Below are 21,069 nucleotides of genomic sequence, written 5' to 3'. Positions count from 1 at the left end.
CACAAAAATATAATAAATCAGCGATAAAAAAATAGTCTGTTTACAGAATAACTTCGTTCACTAAAGGACGGTTTTGACGGAAATCCTCGATGTTCTGCAAGGTCGTTTCCGCAATATTATGCATTGCCTCCTTGGTAAAGAAGGCTTGATGAGAGGTGACAATCACATTATTGAAAGACAATAGACGCGCCAGCACATCGTCGTCAATAATTTTGTCGGATTTATCTTCATAGAAGTAATCTCCTTCCTCTTCATACACATCCAGTCCGGCTGCCGCAATCTTCTTTTCTTTCAATCCTTCAATCAGGGCATTCGTATGAATTAACTGCCCACGGCCGGTATTGATAATCATTACGCCGTCTTTCATCTTAGCGATTGAATCATCGTTAATGATATAACGGGTCTGCTCCGTCAGCGGGCAGTGAAGCGAGATAATGTCCGAACTTTTATATAATTCATCCAGCGTCGTATAAGTAATTCCTTCCTCTTCTGCGAATTTATAATCCGGATAAACATCGTAAGCAAGGATATGCATACCCAGTCCTTTCAATATCCGTATCAATATCTTGGCAATCTTTCCGGTACCGATAATACCGACAGTCTTGCCGTGCATGTCGAATCCCATCAAGCCGTTCAACGAGAAATTACCATCACGTGTCCGCCAATAAGCACGATGGATTTTCCTGTTTAACGAAAGCATCAGAGCCAACGAATATTCGGCTACGGCGTAAGGAGAATAAGCCGGCACACGGACAACCGGAAGTTTACCTTTAGCCGCTTCCAGGTCTACATTATTAAAACCGGCACACCGTAAAGTCAACAGTTTGACCCCATTATCGGCCATCGCATCTATAACAGCCGCATCGGCCGTATCATTCACAAAGATGCAGACAGCATCGGCACCCTGCGTCAGGACAACGTTATTCGGATTAAGGTGCCCCTTAAAGTACTTGATATCGTAATTATACTTTTCATTTACTTTATCGAAAGAAGCTATATCGTATGGTTTAGCTCCAAAAAATGCAATCTTGTATGACATATTATTTGTTTTTTATTAAAACAGATTAAACATATCGAATGTTGAGAAAAAGCATTATTTCTACTTTGCTAAAGAACCTTCGGCATTGATTTTGGGAGAATGTATCTTCCTTGCCAGCATAATCCCCAAACCGAAACATGTCCGGTATTGCTTTGACGGATTACAGTTAAAACCATATTATACTGAATTTTATAACGTAATTATAAATCGTCTCATCGACCGCGGACTGATAACTCCCGAAGAAGCGGAAGGAGTACGTCCCGAAGACCTGAAAATAACAGGGCCGGCTAAATATTACTTAGCCGGCCCGGATGAAAAGCCTCTATAGCCTTCTTAATGTCTTTATTTTCTTCGCGTTTCTTATTCTTCAGGTTGTTGCTTATTACACTCTTGCTTTTTTTGTTCGGCTTTACGCTCTCTTTTATTCTCCCGCCAAACAAAATACAGGCCAATGAGAACCATCCCTAACGCTGTGATATATACATATATATTCATAATTAATTCTCCTTTTCTTTATTATCCAAAGTCTATGATAACATTTGTCCCTTTATTCAGTTCCGAATCAATCGTAACTTTAGCCCCATAGGTCGTCAGTATACGCAATGACAAACTAAGCCCGATGCCATGTCCGGAAAACTCTCGGGTATTGGAGGCACGGTAGAAAGGCTGGTAGACACGCTCCAATTCTTCCACCGGGATGCCAATTCCCGTATCTTTTATTTCGAGGACCGACCCCATCAAACGCATCTCGACCGATTCTTCCCCTGAATATTTACAGGCATTATTCAGTATATTACTGATGGCTATCTTTAATAAATGAGGGTTTGCCGTCAGGCAGAAGGCAAAAGTATCTGTCGTGAACTTGATACGGTTACCGACAAACTGCATCAGGAAATCGGCCAGCATAATAGTCTCGGTCGCATTTTTAAGTATCTCTTTATCCCCGTGCGAGAGGAAGAGTAAATGCTTCATCAATTGTATGATACGCTTATTTTCCGAAGCGATACGTTTCAATGCGGACTGGTATTCTGCCGGAGTACGTTCCTTTAGCAAACTAATCTCACACTCTCCCTGTATAGCAGTAAGCGGATTGTTCAGTTCATGCGAGGCATTACTGATAAACGCCTTCTCACTTTGATAAGCAGCATCGATACGGTCGACCATGCGGATTGCATAGAGCTTTCCGACAAAATAAATCAGTACCGCACTTATAACAATCAAAGCCAGCAGCAACCAACCGATACGCTGCTGGATATCTCCGCCATACTGGTTGTTGGAGATAACAAGGACAATAAAATTACCCTCGTTATCCGGATAATAAAGTGCTGCTCCCACCTTCTCCTTTTCATGGAAAGTGATTACCTCGCCCTTATATAACCGTTCAATCTCTTTTTCCGTCATATAACGGACCAACGTTACATGCGTCTCCGCCACACTGTCCGCATTCAGTAATATCTCGGTGGCAACGGGTAAAGTCTCTTCATACCGTTTTTGTATCCGGGCATAACTTTCCTCGTCCACTTCATCCTTCTCCCAATGTTTTTCGGCTGTTGCATAGGCCTTTTCCGTCAGATAAGAATAATAGAGGCGGCTGATATAGTTTGTCGCAATAAAATAAAAGGCAACCGTGACAAGCGCAATGATACCCACCGTCATCGCCGTATAGAAGAAGGCTATCTTATTCCCTGTTTTCATGCTTCCATCATATAACCGATACCTACAACGGTACGAATCAGCTTATGGTCGAAGTCCTTGTCTATCTTACTGCGAAGGTAATTCACATAGACATCGACTACATTTGTATTAGTATCGAAATCTTTATCCCATACATGCTTCAAAAGGGTGAGGCGATTCAAGGCCGTACCCTGATTCAGTATGAAATATTCCAGCAAGCGGTATTCCTTGACCGTGAGGTCTATCGGCGTACCGTTACGAAACGCCCGGTGGCTGGTCGGGTCGAGACTCAGGTCGCCACAGCGCAAGGAAGCCGTGGCAGTCTCCGTTCCAATCCGCCGCAGAAGAGCTTTGATACGTGCTTCCAGTTCCTGAAAGCTAAAAGGTTTGACCAGGTAATCGTCTGCACCGGCATCGAGACCGTTAACAATATCGTCTGTCGTACCCAACGCCGTCAACATAACCACAGGCGACTGGTATCCGTACAACTGACGGTATTGACGGCACAATTGCAACCCGTTCATCCGGGGCATGATTATATCCAGTATCAAAAGCTGGAAGTTCTCTTTCTGCAACAACTCCCAACCCGCCATACCGTCATAAGCCACGCTTACTTCATGACCGAACTCCTGCAACCCCCTCTCTATGAAAGAGGCGATATTCACTTCATCTTCTACCAATAATATCTTAGCCATCTGATTTGCCATTTATGTCGTTCAGATTACAAATATACGATTTACAATCTACGCTGTAGTAACTTTCCATCTTTATCATACAGCATCCGGCTGTAAAAGGCTTCCACCATAAGCGGGAAGACAAAGAGCGTGAAGAAAGTAGCCCCTATCAGTCCGCCGATGATGACGATGGCTAACGGGCGTTGGCTTTCCGAGCCGATACCGTGGCTGAGGGCGGCAGGCATCAGTCCGATAGCTGCCATCGAAGCCGTCATGAGCACGGAGCGGACACGGTCTTTCACACTTTGTTTTACAGCCAACGGCAAAGGTGTACGATTTTTCAAGTTACCTTTTATATCGGAAATCATGATAACCCCGTTCTGGATACAGATACCAAACAGTGCAATAAAACCGATACCTGCCGAAATCGAAAAGTTGAAGCGGGTAAGCAGGAGAGCGACAATCCCTCCCACAGCCGCATAGGGTACATTCAACAGCACTAATCCGGCATCGCGGGCATTGCCGAACAGCACGAACAGGATAACGAAGATGATGGCAATACTCACCGGAACCACCTGTGCCAGTCGTTTCGTAGCACGCTGCTGGTTCTCAAAATCCCCCGTCCATTTCAGGGTATAACCTTCCGGTAGCTTCACCTGCCAGTCGACTTTTTGCTGTGCTTCGGCTACTGCCGTACCCATATCGCGGCCACGGACGGAGAATTTAACGGCACAGAAACGGGCATGGTTATCGCGATAGATAATCAGCGGGCCGGTTATCGTATGGATGTCGGCTAACTCTTTGATGGGCACCATCGTCCCGTCGCGGGCCGGAACCAATATTTTTCCTATCTCGTCCTCGCTCCGGCGGAAGGCTGATTCGTAGCGCACCATGATATTAAATTTCCGTTCGTCTTCGTAAAGCAACGAGGCGCTCTTGCCCCCTATCGCCATCTCGATAATGGACTGCACATCTTCTTTTGCCACTCCGTAACGGGCCAGACGCGATTCGTCGAGTTCGATACGCAGTTCCGGTTGCCCGATATTGCGTATGACTCCCAGGTCTTCGATGCCTTCGACGGTTTCCAGGACTTTAAAGACTTCGACGGCTTTCTTTTCCGACTCGTACAAGTCTTTACCGAACACTTTCACTGCAATCGAACCTTTCACGCCACTGGCAGCTTCTTCCACATTATCGGTGATAGGTTGGGAGAAGTTGAAGTCTACGCCCGGATAGATAGCGAGGTCGTCCTCCATCTTCTCAATCAATCCCGCCTTAGTCAATTTGCTGGTCCACTCCTTTTCAGGATAAATGTCTACATGAAACTCGATATTGTAGAAGCCTGTCGCATCCGTTCCGTCGTTGGGACGGCCCGTTTGCGAAAGCACCTGCCGTACTTCGGGATACGACGCCAGTTCGCAGCGCATCCGGTTTGCCAGCTTAACGGACTCATCCAGGGAAATACTCTGCGGCAAGGTGGCACGGATATAAATAGAACCTTCGTTCAGCTGCGGAAGAAACTCAGTCCCCAGCAAAGTAAAACACCACAAACCAACGGCAGCCACCAGCGAGGCAATGCCGATAGTAGTCTTCTTATGTGCATGGCAACGGTCAAATATAGAAACGGATACCCGGTTTATCCACGCCAGAAACGGATTATGCCTTTCACGCACATTCCTTTTCAACAGCATCGAAGAAAGCACCGGGACTAATGTCAACGTAAATATCAAAGCCCCCAACAAGGCAAACCCGAGCGTATATGCCAGCGGACTGAACATCTTCCCTTCCACCTTCTGAAAAGCGAATATCGGAACCAGTGCCGTAATAATGATTAGCTTGGAGAAGAACACCGCCTTCGCCCTGTCTTTGGCCGTCTGGCGAATCAGTCCCATCTTGCTCATCACATTGAAGGCAGGCATTCCCACCTCACGCGCCTTCCGGTCGAGAGCCACAAACAACCCTTCCACCATCACGACCGCCCCGTCGATAATGATACCGAAGTCGATCGCCCCCATCGAAAGCAGGTTTGCACTCATTCCCATCGCCCGGAGACAGATAAAGGCGAAGAGCAGCGCCAACGGGATAATAATGGATACAATCACCGTTGTACGCCAGTCTGCCATAAAAATCAACACAATGAAAGTTACCAGCAAAATACCTTCGGCCAGGTTATGCGTCACCGTCCGTACCGCCAGGTCTACCAGGTCCTCGCGGTCGTAGAAGGACACAATCCGCACATCTTCCGGCAACGCATTTTCCTGTATGTCCGCTATCTTTTCTTTCAGGGCGGCAATCACTTCGCCCGGATTCTCTCCTTTCCGCATGACAACAATTCCCTGCACGACATCGTCTTCTTCCATGCGTCCCACCTGTCCCAACCGGGGCAAACTCGATTCGTGGACGTTTGCCAGATGTTTCACCAGGATAGGCGTGCCGTTGATGTTCTTGACGACGATATTCTCAATCTCCTTCGTATCGTTGATCAGTCCGATGCCGCGTACCACATAAGCCTGCGAACTTTTGGTTATCACATCGCCCCCTACATTAATATTACTCTTTGCAATCGCGTCGAACAGTTCCAGAGACGTCACGTTATAGTTAATTAGCTGGTTCGGGTTAACACTCACTTCAAACGTCTTCACCTCGCCACCGAAGCTGACGATATCCGCCACTCCCGGTACTGCCCGCAGCTTACGCTCGATTACCCAGTCCTGGAACGTCTTCAGTTCGCGCACTGTCCGTTTGTCGCTCCGCAGCGTATAACGGAAAATCTCCCCCGTCGGTCCGTACTGAGGCTGTACCTCCGGCGTAACCCCCTCCGGCAGGTCGGCATCGTTCAACAGGTTATATACTTGCTGGCGGGCATAGAAGTCATCCGCGTCATCGTCGAACATCACATTGATGACCGAGAGGCCGAACAGCGTCGTGCTGCGGATATCCGTTTTCTTTTGTACCGGATTCATCGCTATTTCGATGGGGATAGTGATAAACTTCTCTATCTCTTCCGCACTGCGTCCCGGCCATTGGGTAATGATTGTCACCTTCGTATTCGTCACATCGGGAAAGGCGTCGACAGGCGTATGGATAAAGCTCACCGCTCCCGCTATCACGGCTATGGCGGTACAGAAAAAGATAAAGAACTTATTCTTCAGCGAGAAAGCTATTATGTTATCTATAAATGTATGCATCGTTCCTCGTTTACTTTAAAGCGTTATAAACCAAAAGAGCATTCCGGTCGATAATCCGGTCGCCCTCTTTCAGCCCGGTTTCCAGGAAACAGTACTTATCGGTCTGTTTGAATACCGTCACTTCACGAGTCTGCAACACATTGTCGCTGCCTATCCCCACAACAAAATGACGACCGTTCTCAAATATGACGGCACGGGCCTCCACACGGGGCATCACCTTCCCGTTCGCATCAGTCTGCACATAGACATTGGTGAACATGCCAGGTTTCAGCAGGTAATCTTCATTCTTCAACTTAACCCGTATGCTCATTGTTTTGCTCTCGCTATCCAGCATATTATAGACCTTGTCAACCGTTCCGGTAAACTCCCTGTCCCGGTAAGCCAGTGTCGTTATGCGGACTGCCGCTCCTTCGCCAACCCTGCTGATATCGCTCTCGTAAACATCGGCCATCACCCAGACGTTATCCAATCCCGAAATCGTGAACAACTCCTCCGTCTGGTCTGAACGTATCTGCATATTGCGGCTTACATTCTTCCCGATAACGAAACCGGAGACAGGCGATTGTATCTCGTAAGTAGAATTACCCGTAATATGGTAGATGGCATACACTTCGTCAATCCGCTTCTGCTCGGCCCGGGCATTTACCGCTTCCTGCTCTGCCTGAAGGACATCACGTTCGGAAGCCATTCCGCTGTTGAACATATCCCGTGTAGCTTCCAGATTGCGGTCGGCAAGTATAATCTGCTGCCCCGCCTCCTTGCGCTGCTTCTCGTAATCAGCCACTTCGCTGCTATGGATAATGGCGAGTATATCTCCTTTCTTTACATAGTCGCCCATCTCGACATTCACCTCCGTGATATTTCCTCCGAAGATGGGATAGACACGCGCCAGTTGTTCCGGATTGAAACCGACACGCCCATTCAACAGCAACTCATTGCTCAGGGGCATCTCATGCACAGTCTCGACCGAAACCACTTTCTGCAAACTGTCGGTCAACATCAAAGGTGCCGGCGCTTCCTCCTGCCCGCCTGTTTTCCTACCGCACCCTATCAGTAACGGCAACAACAGCATCCATACAATACAATTCTTTTTCATTCTATTTCTCATATCCTTATATTCAATATTCATTAGTCATTAATAGCTGAACACGTCGCTGCCCGTCACGGTATTGACTTCCTCCATGGCGAGGAACACATCTTTCTCCGTCTGGTAAAGTTGCAGGCAGGTTTCTTTATACGCCTGGTAATAGTCGATAAACTCCAGCAGGCTGATATTACGCTTTTGGTAGTTGCTGTTTACCCCCTCGATGATAGTCCCGAAGTCGCGTTCCAGTTCAAAGTTGGAAGAACGATACAGTTTGACCGCCTTCTCCAGTCGTGCATAGCTGGTGAAAAGCTCCGTTTCCGCCTGCCGGCGGGCAAGTTCTTCCCGATTCGTGTTTTGCAGTACGGCAAGGCGGGCAGATTTGATATTCCCCTGATTGCGGTTGAAGACAGGAACCGAGATGCTCAGTCCTACGGCAAAGTAATTATCACAGAAGTTACCCGCCCTGTCATAAGACCCTTTCAGGCTTACTTCGGGAAAGGCCAGCGACTTTTGTAAGCTCACATTGGCACGTGACACCTGTATATTCGTCCGCGCCATCTTCATATCCGGTCGCCCGGCAAGCCGCTCCGACAGTTCCGCAAAAGGGACTGCCCCGGTATCCATCTGTTTCAGTACCGACGCATCGAAGACCGGCTCAAACGTCTCGTCTGCCTCCAACCCCAGCAGCAACCGCATATCCCCTTGCAAGGCGATAAGCCGGTTCAACGCATCATTCCTCTCCTGTTGCAGAGAAAGCAAAAGTGCCTGTATCCTCGACTTTTCGAGCAGGGAGATATTTCCTTTCTCATTCTGCTCCTTCATCGCTTCCAGCAGTCGTTCCAGGTAATCTATCTCCTTGTCATAGACCGAGAGTGATTTCCGGGTATAATAAATCTCAATGAATTTGCTGTTCAACTCGCTACGCAACGTGCGCAACACCTCTTCAAACTGGTAGACCGCCATCTCCTTATTTAGCTTCTCTACCCGCACCCGCTTGTTGCGTTGTCCTGCAATATAGATTAGCTGTTCAATCTCTATCACAGCTTCGCCTTCCTTCCCGACGTCGAAATACTTCCCGTTCAGACGGTTGTAAACATTCTGTTCCAGCGAAATGACCGGGTTTTCAAACAACCTGGCCTGGATAACTCCAGCCTCGGCAATGTCGATATTATAACGCTCCGCAATCAGTTCGAGATTGCAGGTGGCAAAGCGCTGCCCAGCTTCCTGTAAAGTAAGTTTGACGGATTGGCCTTCTGCCCTGGTGACATAGCAGAATACCGGTAAGACAAGTAATAAAAGAATGAATCGTTTACCCATGTGCATCTCTTTTTTTTGAGCGCAAAGGTATAGGGCGGGGCATTTTACGTCCCTACGTATCCGATTAGAATCCTCTTAGTTGAAATTAGAATTTGATTAGAACCGCTTCAATCATTTATTATCATGCGGTATGGAGGTTTAGGCATCATATCCTCCGTGGTAAGTGTCGGAGGAAATTTAGGATAGATAAGTTCCAGCCAGCGCAAATCTATAGGGCCGGGGACTTCTTCCACCCGTACACGGGCAAGCCCTTTCTTCTTAAATCCCAGTAGCTTTGCAGCGCCCGAGGATACGTCGATAATCCGCCCCTTACGGTGTGGACCGCGGTCGGTGACGCAGACTATCACGCTTTTCATATTCTCAAGGTTAGTGACACGCAGATAAGTACCGAAAGGATGAGTGCGGTGGGCGGCAACCATCTCGTCCTTATCATGGATACGGCCGCTCGAAGATTTCCGACCGTGAAAACGTTCATGGTAATAAGAAGCAAGCCCCTCCTCCTGTCCCCATACGCCCCCTGTGCTTTGCAAAGCAATCAGCAGAAGAACGATATGGAACAAGCGGAAGGGCATGTGCATTATATAACTAATTTGTATTATTGAAGCAACTCTCCGTTATACTCGCCGGTCAACGTACCGAGGAACGCCACAATCTTCGCCGTTTCGGCATCCGAGATACGTTTTCCAATCTGGAACTCATGCATCACCTGGATAGCATCCTCTATTGTGGTTATCGAACCGTCGTGCATATAAGGCGTTGTTAGCATTACATTACGCAGTGTAGGTGTCTTGAATTTATGACGGTCAGCCTCGTTCTTGGTTACTGCCCAGCGTCCGTTGTCACCATCCGTCAAGCCAGTGCCGCGGTAATCGAAATAATTATCCTTGATACCCATATATTCATACGACTGTCCGCCCAAGTTCATACCGACGTGGCAAGTCGCGCACTTATTGTCTTTAAACAACTGGTAACCTTCCAGTTCCTCGGCTGTTAGGGCATTCTTGTCTCCTTGCAGGTATTTGTCGAAACGGCTCGGTGTAAGCAACGTCTTTTCAAACTCAGCGATAGCCTCCGTTACCGTCGACTGCGTAAATCCTTCAGGGAATACTTCAAGGAAGCGTTTGCTCAACTCCTTGTCTTCAGCCAGCTTGGCACAGATTTCGTCGAATGAAGCGCTACCCATTTCCACCGGGTTCAAAGGAGGTCCGGCAGCCTGCTCTTTCAGGTCGGCAGCGCGTCCGTCCCAGAACTGCACGAAGTTGAGTGCCGCATTATAAACGGTCGGTGCATTCACTCCGCCGAACTGGCCATGGATACCTTCCGAGAACTGCTTGCGGTCTACTCCGGCCGTATTCAATCCGTGACAAGTGGCACACGAAACCGTGTTATCACCCGACAGGCGTGTGTCGTGATACAAATCAAATCCTAAAGCAACCTTAGCCGAATCGGTCGGGATAGCAGCCATCAACGGTTGAACCGGTTCATTGGCAAACTCTTCTGCTACGGTAGGCGATACATAATTGTTCTTACGGACATCTTTCGCCCAAGCGATAATGACCGCTTTTTCGTCGTCATTCAGGCTGGTTCCCCAGTGCACTGTGTAATATTTGGCTGGGGGCATCGAACCGCTCAGGGCAGTGTTCTCCACTTTCGCCAAATCGACTTCCGACACAGGCTGTCCGTTATCCAGTGCTGTTAACATCGCTGTAAGGTCCAGATAATGTGTACCTTCTTTCATATCAGCCTGCACAACCGGACCGATAACCGGCAACTTTCCATAAAAAGGAACATTTGCGGTGGCCGAGTGACATTCCATACATCCGTTGTTACGGATAATCGAAGCTACCTGTTTTGCCTTGTCGCCCTCATGTTTCTTGTACTCATTGGATGAGCACGAAGGCATTGTCAAAGCCAACGTAAGCAGTCCGGCAGGAAGTACCGCCATCTTACTAAAACTAGTGTTACGCATAATTATTGGTTGTTTGAGATTTGTTTCCTGCAAAAGTAGATATATTTATTAAGATATCTTCACAAGATTGATAAGTTTTATTTATGGCGAGATAGGCTGTGTCTATATTATTTTGTCTGCAATGATTCTCCCATTGGTACAATACGGATAAATTTCGTCCTAAACGATAATTGTGCAAAACAGTTTCTTCTCCTCTCCTGTTTTTTATATAGCTTTGCAACACTATGTATAACAATTAAAGCAAAAAGAAAATGTTTAAGAACAAAGCTTTGTGGATCACAATTGCCATTATCGTGGTACTTTTATTTGCCGGTTACTCCTGGGTAAAAGGCACTTACAACACAATGGTTACACAAGATGAAGGAGTAAAAACTGCCTGGAGCCAGGTGGAGAACCAATACCAGCGCCGTATGGACCTTATTCCTAACCTGGTAAATACAGTCAAGGGATATGCAACGCATGAAAAGGAGACTCTGGAAGGTGTGGTAAGCGCCCGCGCCGAGGCGACCAAAACAACCATCGACCCATCCAACCTGAACGAAGAGTCGATGAAGAAATTCCAGGCTGCGCAAGGGGAACTGAGCAGTGCCCTCTCCCGCCTGATGCTCGTTATCGAACGTTATCCGGACCTGAAAGCCAATCAGAACTTCTCCGAATTGCAGGCACAGCTGGAAGGCACAGAAAACCGTATCTCGGTAGAACGCAAGCGTTTCAACGAAACGGCGCAGTCTTATAATACCTATATCCGCAGTTTCCCGACCAATATCCTGGCCGGTATGTTCGGTTTCCAGCCGAAAGCCTATTTCAGTGCGGAGAGCGGTGCGGAGAAAGCTCCGAAAGTTGAATTCTAATCCGATAAGTTCAGGTAAAGGATGAGAAATCTGAATAGAATACTAACGGGTAAACGTCTGCCGGTTCTATGGCTGGCAGTCTTGCTGCTCGTATCCCTTTTCCCGTTACAGCTTTCTGCAGCAAAAAATTATACAGTCGAAACGATACCTAACGTACGTCTTTCCGACCGGAATAATCACGTGAGCAACCCCGACGGAATCATACAGCCTCAGGATGTCGACCGCATCAACCGCCTGTTGCAGATTGTAGAAGACAGCCTGGGAATAGAAGTTGCCGTCGTTGCCGTTGAAAGTATCGGCGATAACGATGCCCGTATGTTTGCCACCGACCTGTTCCAACATTGGGGATTGGGAAAAAAGGACAAAGACAACGGACTCCTGATACAACTTGTTACCGAACCTACGCAACGCTCCGTCGTTTTCGAGACGGGTTACGGCATAGAAGGAGTGCTCCCGGATGCAATCTGCTATCGTCTGCAACAGAGATATATGATTCCGGACCTGAAAGCGGGTGAGTATAGCGCCGGTATGTTGAAAGGCGTAGCTGCCGTAAAGCAATACCTGATGGCAAGCGATTATGAGCGTGCCGCCATGACGGGAGGAAACACTAGCAGGCAGTCGGAAGACGATAATCTTTTCCTGTGGTTATTCATGATTATGATGATTGTATTTCCTGCCGGAATCTTTATTCTTGTCTCCTTCCTCAAATATCGTCCCCGTATCTGCCCCCGTTGCGGACAAAAGACGTTGGTATATGTCGGCCAACAAGTTATACAGCGGGCTACTTACCAGTCGGAAGGACTGGCAGAAGATACGTACCGTTGCAAGAATTGCGGTTATACCGAAAAGAAAAACCGGAACATCAGCCGGCTAAGACGTAGCACTGGTCCTATCATTATTGGTGGTGGCGGACGAGGCGGAGGCTTCGGAGGTGGTTTCGGTGGCTTTGGCGGTGGTGGTGGCGGTTCCTGGGGCGGAGGACGCTCGGGAGGTGGCGGTTCCATCAGCCGTTTTTAAACGAAAAGTCCCTAACTTCTAAGGCATAGGTCTGGACAAACTAATATAAAGGTCAGGACTCACTAATACCAGGGTGTACAGGATAATCGATTATGGTGTACACCCTGGCTAACTACCCTGTACAGCCTACCGGGGTAAGGTGTACAGGGTAATTTTACGTTGTTACTACTTTTCAATTAGTTTCTATGCTTCTTTGAGATAAAAAATAAAGGGAAACGAGCTAGTTGTTAACTACTCATTTCCCTTTTATATAAGTAAAAATTTCTCTCTACACAAAAGTTTCCGGATTTTATCTGCCATCTGTCATATTCACTTGTATACAACTGTCTATAAATCACTTACAGCATTGCAAATAAAAGTTCTATTTGCAATATCGTCTGTCATCTGTCATCCGGTGAAGGCTTATTCCTACAACTACTTCTGCCTTGCCATCTGTTGATAATAAAGCGCTCATGCATACAAGTGAACCAGCAAAGGCTTTTAAACGAAAAACTCTTATTCTTCGCGGATATAGTATTCCGACAGGATATCCCGTACCTTTTCCGGTGTAATTCTTCCGTAGACTTTACCTCCTATTGTCACTACGGGAGCCAGTCCGCAAGCCCCGACACAACGCAGGCAGTCCAGAGAAAACAGACCGTCGGGGGTGGTCTCTCCTATCTTGATTTCCAGTTGACGCTGAAATTCGTCCAGTACTTTCTCGGCTCCCCGCACATAACAGGCGGTTCCCAAACAGACGGAAATCGGGTATTTCCCTTTCGGAGTCATGGTAAAGAACGAATAAAAGGTGACTACACCATACACACGGGATACGGGAATATGCAATTCGGCCGCTACCATTTCCTGCACTTCGCGGGGAAGGTAACCGAAGATTTCCTGTGCTGCGTGCAGAATATTGATTAGCTCGCCGGGGTCGTTGTCATGCTCTTTGCAGATGGCATGCAGTTCGTTTACTTTCGGTTGGGGCAAATGTATCTTTTCCATGGCTTATTCGTCTTTATCGGTTTCCAAAAACATATTGACTACTTCTTTGCGGTCGAAGTAATGAGTATGCAGTAATTCATGCGCCTTTGGTCCGCAGGGTTCGCCCAGGTATTCTTTATATAACTGCTGAATATACGGATTCTCATGGCTTTTGCGGAGCGGCTTGCTTTCGTCTTCGCTGTAAAGGGCGGCGGCACGTTTACGCAAAACATCCATCCTTCCCTGATGGAACGGTTGGCCGCCACCTCCGATGCAACCACCGGGGCAGGCCATTATCTCGATAACATGATAAGGAGACTTTCCGCTTTTTACTTCTTCAACCAGTTTACGGGCATTACCGAGACCGTGGGCGATACCTATCTTCACGGGAACGCCGTCAAAGTTAATCGTTCCGCTACGGATACCTTCCAGTCCGCGCAATTCCTTAAACTCGATTCGTTCGAGCGGCTTCTTCGTATACAGTTCATAAGCTGTACGGCAGGCGGCTTCTATAACTCCCCCGGTAGTTCCGAAGATAACTCCGGCACCGGTCGATTCACCGAGAGGATGGTCGAAGTCGCTGTCGGGAAGTTCGTTGAAGTTTATATTGGCATAACGAATCAGACGGGCCAGTTCACGGGTATAGATGGAGATATCTACATCCGGATTTCCTTCTACGGCAAACTCCGGACGGCTGGCTTCATATTTCTTTGCCAGGCAAGGCATGATGGAGACAACAACTATATCTTTACGGTCTACTCCCAGCTTTTCTGCAAAATAACTTTTGGCTATGGCTCCGAACATCTGTTGCGGGCTTTTGGCTGTAGACAGATGTTCGCGCAACTCCGGGAAGTGCTGCTCGACAAAGCTGACCCAACCGGGACAGCAACTGGTCATCATCGGTATTTTCACTTCTTCATCCCCTGAAAGATATTTGCTGAGACGCTGAAGAAGTTCCGTTCCCTCTTCCATAATGGTCAGGTCGGCTGCAAAGTCAGTATCAAAGACATAGTCAAAACCTAACTGGCGAAGAGCCGATACCATCTTTCCGGTAACCAATGTGCCCGGCTCACAGCCGAAGTCACGTCCGAGGGCGGTGCGTACAGCCGGAGCAGTCTGGGCTATCACAATCTTAGCCGGATTAGCTAATGCATCCAATACTGGCTGCTGGGTATTACGGCCGCTCAGGGCATTTACCGGACAGACGGAAACACATTGTCCGCAATAAGAACAGGTACTTCCGGCGATATCACGCTCAAAGGCTGTAGACACGGCTGCGTTGAAACCACGGTTGACGGCCGTCAATGCTCCTACTGTCTGAATATTGTTACACATCGTTTCGCAACGGCGGCACATGATACATTTATTCATGTTACGGACGATGGAAGGAGAACGATCTATCTCAAAGGTGGATTGTTCTCCTTGATACCGTATTTCACGGATACCCAAGTCGTGGGCTATTGTTTGCAGTTCGCAATATCCGTTGCTGCTACAGGTAAGGCAACCGGCCGGATGGTTGGACAGAATCAGTTCCATCACTGTCTTCCGGGCATTCATTACCCGGGGAGTATGGGTCCTTACAACCATTCCTTCCGTACATTCCATCTTACAAGACGGAGCCAGGTTACGGCGGCCTTCAATTTCCACTACACAGATACGGCAGGCGCCGGGATTGTTCTCGTAATGCAAATCTTCGAGTTTCATATGGCAAAGTGTCGGGATACGGATTCCCATGCTCTTTGCTGCGTCGAGGATGGTAGTACCTTTCGGGACTTCCACTTCTCTGTTATCTATTGTTAGTTTTATGTTTTCCATATCTTTTCTGTCAACTGTCAATTATTCACTGTCAACTATTTAATGTACGTAAATAGCGTCGAACTTACATTTCTCTATACATGATCCGCAACGGATACAAACATCCGAGTCGATAGTATGGGGAACCTTCCGGCTGCCGGTAATGGCATGTACCGGACAGATTCGGGCACACATCGTACAGCCTTTGCATTTCTCCGGATTGATAAAGTACTGGGTAAGTTCGCGGCACTGGTGGGAAGGACAACGTTGTTCATCGACATGTGCCAGGTATTCGTCATAGAAGTTATCCATGGTGGAAAGGACAGGGTTCGGAGAGGTCTGTCCCAGTCCGCAGAGAGCGGTATCCTTTATAACCATGGCTAGGTTATGCAGCTTATCGAGGTCTTCGATAGTTCCTCTGCCCGATGTAATCTTTTGGAGTATCTCATGCAGCCGTTTGTTTCCAATCCGGCAAGGGGCGCATTTGCCGCAGGATTCTTCAACGGTGAAATCCAGATAGAACTTAGCCATCGCCACCATACAATCGTCTTCATCCATCACAATCATACCGCCCGACCCCATCATGGAACCGGCCGCTATCAGGTTGTCGTAGTCGATTGGCAAGTCCAGATGCTTTTCTGTAAGACATCCGCCGGAAGGGCCTCCGGTCTGTACGGCTTTAAATTTCTTTCCGTCTTTTATTCCCCCGCCGATACCGAATATCACCTCACGAAGCGTCGTTCCCATCGGGACTTCAATCAGACCGACGTTGTTTACTTTTCCCGCTAGGGCAAAGACCTTGGTTCCTTTACTCTTCTCCGTTCCTATACTGCTGAACCATCCGGCTCCTTTCAGCAGGATAACGGGGATATTGGCGTAGGTCTCCACATTATTTACATTAGTCGGACAACCTTTATATCCATGTTCACTGGGGAATGGCGGTTTAACTGTAGCTTCACCGCGTAACCCTTCCATACTATGTATCAGGGCTGTTTCTTCTCCGCAAACAAAAGCACCGGCACCATAACGTATCTGGATATCGAAAGAGAAGTCAGTACCAAATATGTTTTCTCCTAAGAAGCCATATTCCTTTGCTTGTTGTATCGCTATCTTTAAACGTTCTACGGCCAGCGGATATTCGGCCCGGATATAGACAAGTCCTTTACTGGCACCGGTACAGTATCCGTTGATAGCCATCGCTTCCACAATGGAATGCGGGTCGCCTTCCAGGATAGAACGGTCCATGAACGCTCCCGGGTCGCCTTCATCGGCGTTGCAGACTACATATTTCTGCGGAGCCTGCACCTTGCGGGTAATCTGCCATTTGAGTCCGGTAGGGAAACCACCGCCGCCTCGGCCCCGCAATCCGCTATCCAGAATCTCTTTAATCACTTCATCGGGCGTCATCTCGGTCAGAGCTTTTCCTAAAGCTATATAACCGTCGCGGGCAATGTATTCATCTATGTTTTCGGGATTGATAAAACCACAGTTACGCAAGGCTATGCGCAATTGTTTTTTATAGAAGTTGATGTGTTTGGAGTCGAGTATCTGTTCGTTCGTTTCGGGGTTTACATAAAGCAGCCGCTCTACTTTACGTCCTTTTATCAGATGTTCGTTTACAATATCGTTTGCATCTTCGGGAGTAACCTCCACATAAAATGTATTATCCGGAATCAGTTTCACTACCGGACCTTTCTCGCAAAAGCCGAAACAACCGGTACGGATTACCTGCACACTCTCCTGCAATCCGTTCTCCCTGACAGCCTCTTTCAGATTTTGAAGTATGAGTTCGCTTTGTGATGCACGGCAGCCTGTACCGCCGCACACCAGAATATAGTTGCTATATTGTGCCATTATGTAAGTATTTGTATTGGTTTGTTATTCAGGTCCGACCGCGTTATAGTTGACCGGTATGATGTCATCCAGCAAAATTCCCTGTTTGATATAACAGGTTATAATCTCGTCAACTTTGGCTTTGTTGACACGGCCAAATACGATCGGTTCTTTGCCGGGAACAGTAATCTCCACTGTCGGTTCTGCATAGCAATAGCCCATACACCCGGTTTGAGTGACCAGGGCATCTACACGTTCCCGGTCGAGAGCTTCAATAAAATAACTCATAACTTCTTTGGCTCCGGCTGCAATGCCGCAGGTTGCCATGGCAACCTTTATCTGAACCATTTGCTCGGGATTGTTACTTTTCTCGCGTAAATCAAGGGAAGCGCGTAAAGATTCGCGCATCTTCCGAAGGTCATCTAACGTTTTTACTTTGTTCATCATCGTACACATTTAAGGCATTATTACCACATGGGTATGACGCAAACATACGTATTTCTGTTTAAATTACGACTGTGTTTTATCCTAAAAATAAAAAAGATTTACTTGTCTTCCACCGCTCGGGTTTGAAGGACTTTGGAGTTTGGCGGCACACTGTGGGTTAGCCAAATGTTACCGCCTATCACTGAACCTTTTCCAATCGTAATACGTCCCAGGATAGATGCATTGGAGTAAATAGTCACATAATCTTCAATGATCGGGTGGCGGGGAACGTCGATAGGTAATCCTTCTTCATCCAGTGTAAAGTTTTTAGCTCCCAGAGTAACTCCCTGGTACAAACGGACGTGATTACCTATAATGGCTGTTTGTCCCACCACGATACCGGTACCGTGATCTATACTGAAATATTCTCCAATCTGCGCCCCCGGATGAATATCGATACCAGTCTCGGAATGGGCCATCTCCGTGATAATACGGGGCAACACAGGGACACCTAGCTTTAATAATTCATGGGCAACCCGTTGATGAAGAATAGCATGTACAGCCGGATAACAGAAGATTATTTCGCTAAGGCTCTTTGCTGCCGGGTCACCATCCAGAATAGCTTTGACATCTGTTGAAAGCAGATATTTAATATGAGGTATCTTATTTATAAAGTCTATCGCAATCCGGGATGCCCGGTCCTTTGAATCGCAGCAACGGTCTACTTCAAAGCACAAACCATTATATATCTGTTCGTGGAGCAAATCATAAATTTGTTCCAGATATACCCCTGTATAATATTGAATAGAATCAACCTGTGCCTCCTGCTCGGAACCGAAGAACCCCGGAAAGATAACTTTCCGAAGCAACAACATAACTTCCCGAAGCGAAAGAACTGAAGGTGATGGCTTCTGATGCAACGGAATATATTTATACTCCGGCAGATCGGAAGCCGACAAACGTTCTACGTTTTTTTGTATCTGGTTTAAGATGTCAGTCCTGTTCATGTCGATTCTATTTTTGCGGTACATCCCATAAAGGATCGTACGTTTTCAAATAAGAAGAATAATAATTGATTAAGAAAATGTATATGGTATCATTCAACAAGAATATCCTATAATCGACAGGCGTATTAGTCAACTTTTTAGGGAAACTGGACATTTTGGACCAGTCCTTCGTTGTCAAATTAAAACGCCAAATAACACCACCATTGTCTATATAGTATAAGCAATCTTTGAACAAAACACCTGAACAAACATTTTTCATCTCAGGCGGAGTCTCTGTTAACCGAGTCCAGTTACTCCAATTACCAGAAGTATTAATCCACAATCCCCGTTCATCCGGACCATCTTCCGGTTTATTGCCGAGTCCGACGAATACACTATCACCAGAAGTAATAGAAACGCCAGCCTTTATAGAAACCGGGAAATTTCCACAACCGGCCCATTCCTGATTGATCATATCATACCGATATATGGTATCCCGCACAGCCAGATTGCTTTCACCAAGACTTTCTCCTCCGATTAAGATGATTGAATCTTTATAAACAAAACTTGTCGGAAAGATACATTCCATCTTCTTATCACTTTCCAATGAAGCAAACTGAGTCCAAGTATTACTACTATAAGTATACAATTCAGTATACCACCTGGCACTTGTAATACCAGCTACAGCGTAAACATTATCATCCTGTGTACAGACTGAAACACCATACGCACTCTCTTTATAAGAAGCCAAAGCGGCCCATTTATTTTCACTCGGACTATAACCGTAAAGATCTTTAACATACCCGGTACCAGAAGATCCTCCCAAAACATATATCTGATTATTCGCACAGAATGTAGCAAACTCAACACGTCCGGTTCCTGGGAAAGTAGCCAGATCATTTCCAAATATTGAAGGAGTAGTAAACTTGACCTCATTACTTGGGGTATCACCTGATTCGTTGGTTGCATATGCCCTGAGATAATAATTCTTACCTCCCTTTATTCCTTCAATAGAAATATTAAATTTCTTATCTTCATCAAGATCAGCAGTGGTAAACTCTTTTTTCCCTTCATAATTTTTCGGACCAGGGGCAGAGGTAGAAGAATAATAAATAGCTAATTTAGTCACAGGTGTTTTCCCTTCACTTTGCAATTCTCCACCAATAGTAACAACTCCTGTATCTATAACATAAGTTGAAGGGTCATTGAGAAATATAGTCGGGAGATCTCTCTTCGTTACAACTCTGATCGTATCATTACTGTATCGTGTTCCGAAAGCATTTGTTGCATAAGCAATAACATAGTAATTTGTTGCCGCTTTCAAGTTCTCTATCCGAGCTTCAAAGAAGTTATCATCCCCCAAGGAAAGGGCTTGAACTGTACTATCTTCCTCAATATTCGGTCTTCCTGGCGTTTTAATATCTGTTCCCCAGCAGAAACCGAACTCTTTAACAGCAGAATCACCTTCACTAATCAGTTGTGCTCTTAAATCTACATAATCATATGCAGCTTCTCCCTTGATACTAATACTGCCTAATTTAGGAAGGCCGTCTTTTGTTGTAAATTTTACTTTACCATCAGAACTGAATGTTCCAAATTTATTCTTCACATAGGCTTCTACAAAATACTCCGTATTGGGTTCCAATCCTTTAATAGTATATACTAAAACACTATCATCCCGAAGTTCTACACCTCTCTCCTTATTGAATGTCGTGTCTTTTTCCGCATTAAACAAACGAAAACCATAGTCTTCATAATCGCCTTCTCCTTTCTCCGCAATAATACCTTTTACATCTACCGAAGTAGCATCAACAGATTCATCATCAATAACCGATGTCTTAACCCTACCGGTACCGGGATTTGTATTGACTTTAATCGTATCTCCATAGCTGGTGCCAACTCCATTAATCGCATAAGGACATATCATGTAAGTTTCACCATCCGTCAGTTGACTTATCGTTAAGCTATATGTTCCTTTACCCTCTTTTTCTTCATCAGTAACTTTTCGGGTGCTGGAACTTTTTTCTTCCCAATACTGAAATCCGCGTTCAGTAACCGGAGAGCCATTTTCCTTCTTTATGGTAGCTTTAGCAAGAATCGTTGTCGCCGTCTTTGTAATGTCATCTCCACTAAACTTTTCAAACTCTGGTTTCAATGCATTTTGCAATCCGGTATTCATCTCCGGATCTTCCAAACAACCAAATAATAGTAAAGACAATATAGTTATTATAAAGTATAATTGTTTCATAAG

General features: G+C 46.5%; 17 protein-coding genes. 3 read left to right on the top strand and 14 right to left on the bottom strand.

The features are described 5' to 3' along the window. Positions 1-40: 40 nt before the first annotated feature. Positions 41-1,039, bottom strand: coding sequence for a 2-hydroxyacid dehydrogenase (locus tag DWW91_RS08825; RefSeq protein WP_122327491.1), 999 nt, complete (start codon positions 1,037-1,039; stop codon positions 41-43). A gap of 85 nt (positions 1,040-1,124) precedes the next feature. On the opposite strand from DWW91_RS08825, the gene DWW91_RS08820 reads away from it, so the two are divergent. Next, positions 1,125-1,367: a hypothetical protein gene (locus DWW91_RS08820; RefSeq protein ID WP_010803114.1), complete on the top strand. Its 243-nt coding sequence runs from the start codon at positions 1,125-1,127 to the stop codon at positions 1,365-1,367. A 188-nt stretch (positions 1,368-1,555) separates the two neighbouring features. On the opposite strand, the gene DWW91_RS08815 is transcribed toward DWW91_RS08820, so the two are convergent. The 7 genes from DWW91_RS08815 to DWW91_RS08785 form a co-directional block, all read right to left on the bottom strand. Then, entirely contained in the window at positions 1,556-2,734 is a 1,179-nt protein-coding gene (locus DWW91_RS08815; RefSeq protein ID WP_007656742.1) for a HAMP domain-containing sensor histidine kinase, read from the bottom strand. Continuing rightward, positions 2,731-3,408 carry a response regulator transcription factor gene (locus tag DWW91_RS08810; protein WP_048317258.1) on the bottom strand — a complete coding sequence of 226 codons (678 nt, stop codon included), beginning with the start codon at positions 3,406-3,408 and terminating at the stop codon, positions 2,731-2,733. Before DWW91_RS08810 ends, DWW91_RS08815 begins: the two co-directional genes overlap by 4 nt. Before the next feature lie 41 nt (positions 3,409-3,449). Then, a complete protein-coding gene (locus tag DWW91_RS08805) occupies positions 3,450-6,575 on the bottom strand; it encodes an efflux RND transporter permease subunit (protein ID WP_122327490.1) in 3,126 nt (1,041 codons plus the stop codon). A gap of 10 nt (positions 6,576-6,585) precedes the next feature. After that, complete coding sequence (locus tag DWW91_RS08800) at positions 6,586-7,671, bottom strand: efflux RND transporter periplasmic adaptor subunit (RefSeq protein ID WP_370449567.1); 1,086 nt, start codon at positions 7,669-7,671, stop codon at positions 6,586-6,588. Positions 7,672-7,710: 39 nt separating this feature from the next. Beyond that, positions 7,711-8,979: a TolC family protein gene (locus tag DWW91_RS08795; protein ID WP_010803109.1), complete on the bottom strand. Its 1,269-nt coding sequence runs from the start codon at positions 8,977-8,979 to the stop codon at positions 7,711-7,713. Between the two features lie 107 nt (positions 8,980-9,086). Beyond that, positions 9,087-9,551 carry a septal ring lytic transglycosylase RlpA family protein gene (locus DWW91_RS08790; RefSeq protein WP_010803108.1) on the bottom strand — a complete coding sequence of 155 codons (465 nt, stop codon included), beginning with the start codon at positions 9,549-9,551 and terminating at the stop codon, positions 9,087-9,089. A gap of 23 nt (positions 9,552-9,574) precedes the next feature. After that, positions 9,575-10,948, bottom strand: coding sequence for a cytochrome c peroxidase (locus DWW91_RS08785; protein ID WP_046147103.1), 1,374 nt, complete (start codon positions 10,946-10,948; stop codon positions 9,575-9,577). Positions 10,949-11,199: 251 nt separating this feature from the next. Here DWW91_RS08785 and DWW91_RS08780 point away from each other — a divergent pair, with 251 nt between their 5' ends. Next, positions 11,200-11,799 carry a LemA family protein gene (locus DWW91_RS08780; RefSeq protein WP_010803106.1) on the top strand — a complete coding sequence of 200 codons (600 nt, stop codon included), beginning with the start codon at positions 11,200-11,202 and terminating at the stop codon, positions 11,797-11,799. 21 nt (positions 11,800-11,820) lie between these two features. Next, positions 11,821-12,816 (top strand): TPM domain-containing protein, encoded by a 996-nt coding sequence (locus tag DWW91_RS08775; protein ID WP_122327489.1) that lies wholly within the window; start codon positions 11,821-11,823, stop codon positions 12,814-12,816. Between the two features lie 495 nt (positions 12,817-13,311). Here the strand turns inward: DWW91_RS08775 and DWW91_RS08770 are convergent, their stop codons facing one another. The 6 genes from DWW91_RS08770 to DWW91_RS08745 all read right to left on the bottom strand — a co-directional run bounded on the left by DWW91_RS08770 (position 13,312) and on the right by DWW91_RS08745 (position 21,066). Beyond that, the gene (locus DWW91_RS08770) at positions 13,312-13,800 is read right to left on the bottom strand and encodes an NAD(P)H-dependent oxidoreductase subunit E (protein ID WP_007656762.1); all 489 of its coding nucleotides are present in this window, start codon (positions 13,798-13,800) and stop codon (positions 13,312-13,314) included. Positions 13,801-13,803: 3 nt separating this feature from the next. Further along, positions 13,804-15,594 (bottom strand): NADH-dependent [FeFe] hydrogenase, group A6, encoded by a 1,791-nt coding sequence (locus DWW91_RS08765; RefSeq protein ID WP_010803103.1) that lies wholly within the window; start codon positions 15,592-15,594, stop codon positions 13,804-13,806. A gap of 39 nt (positions 15,595-15,633) precedes the next feature. Beyond that, positions 15,634-17,427 (bottom strand): NADH-ubiquinone oxidoreductase-F iron-sulfur binding region domain-containing protein, encoded by a 1,794-nt coding sequence (locus DWW91_RS08760; RefSeq protein ID WP_122327488.1) that lies wholly within the window; start codon positions 17,425-17,427, stop codon positions 15,634-15,636. 24 nt (positions 17,428-17,451) lie between these two features. Next, positions 17,452-17,850, bottom strand: a complete 399-nt coding sequence (locus DWW91_RS08755; protein ID WP_007656771.1) for a ferredoxin — start codon at positions 17,848-17,850, stop codon at positions 17,452-17,454. Between the two features lie 101 nt (positions 17,851-17,951). Continuing rightward, positions 17,952-18,839 carry a serine O-acetyltransferase gene (locus DWW91_RS08750; protein ID WP_010803101.1) on the bottom strand — a complete coding sequence of 296 codons (888 nt, stop codon included), beginning with the start codon at positions 18,837-18,839 and terminating at the stop codon, positions 17,952-17,954. A gap of 7 nt (positions 18,840-18,846) precedes the next feature. Beyond that, complete coding sequence (locus DWW91_RS08745; protein ID WP_122327487.1) at positions 18,847-21,066, bottom strand: hypothetical protein; 2,220 nt, start codon at positions 21,064-21,066, stop codon at positions 18,847-18,849. Positions 21,067-21,069 lie beyond the last annotated feature (3 nt).

This window comes from Parabacteroides sp. AF17-3 (assembly GCF_003635445.1).
Taxonomy (GTDB): domain Bacteria; phylum Bacteroidota; class Bacteroidia; order Bacteroidales; family Tannerellaceae; genus Parabacteroides; species Parabacteroides goldsteinii.
Note: the sequence above shows the minus strand (reverse complement) of the source record. Positions and strands in the feature narration are given on the sequence as shown.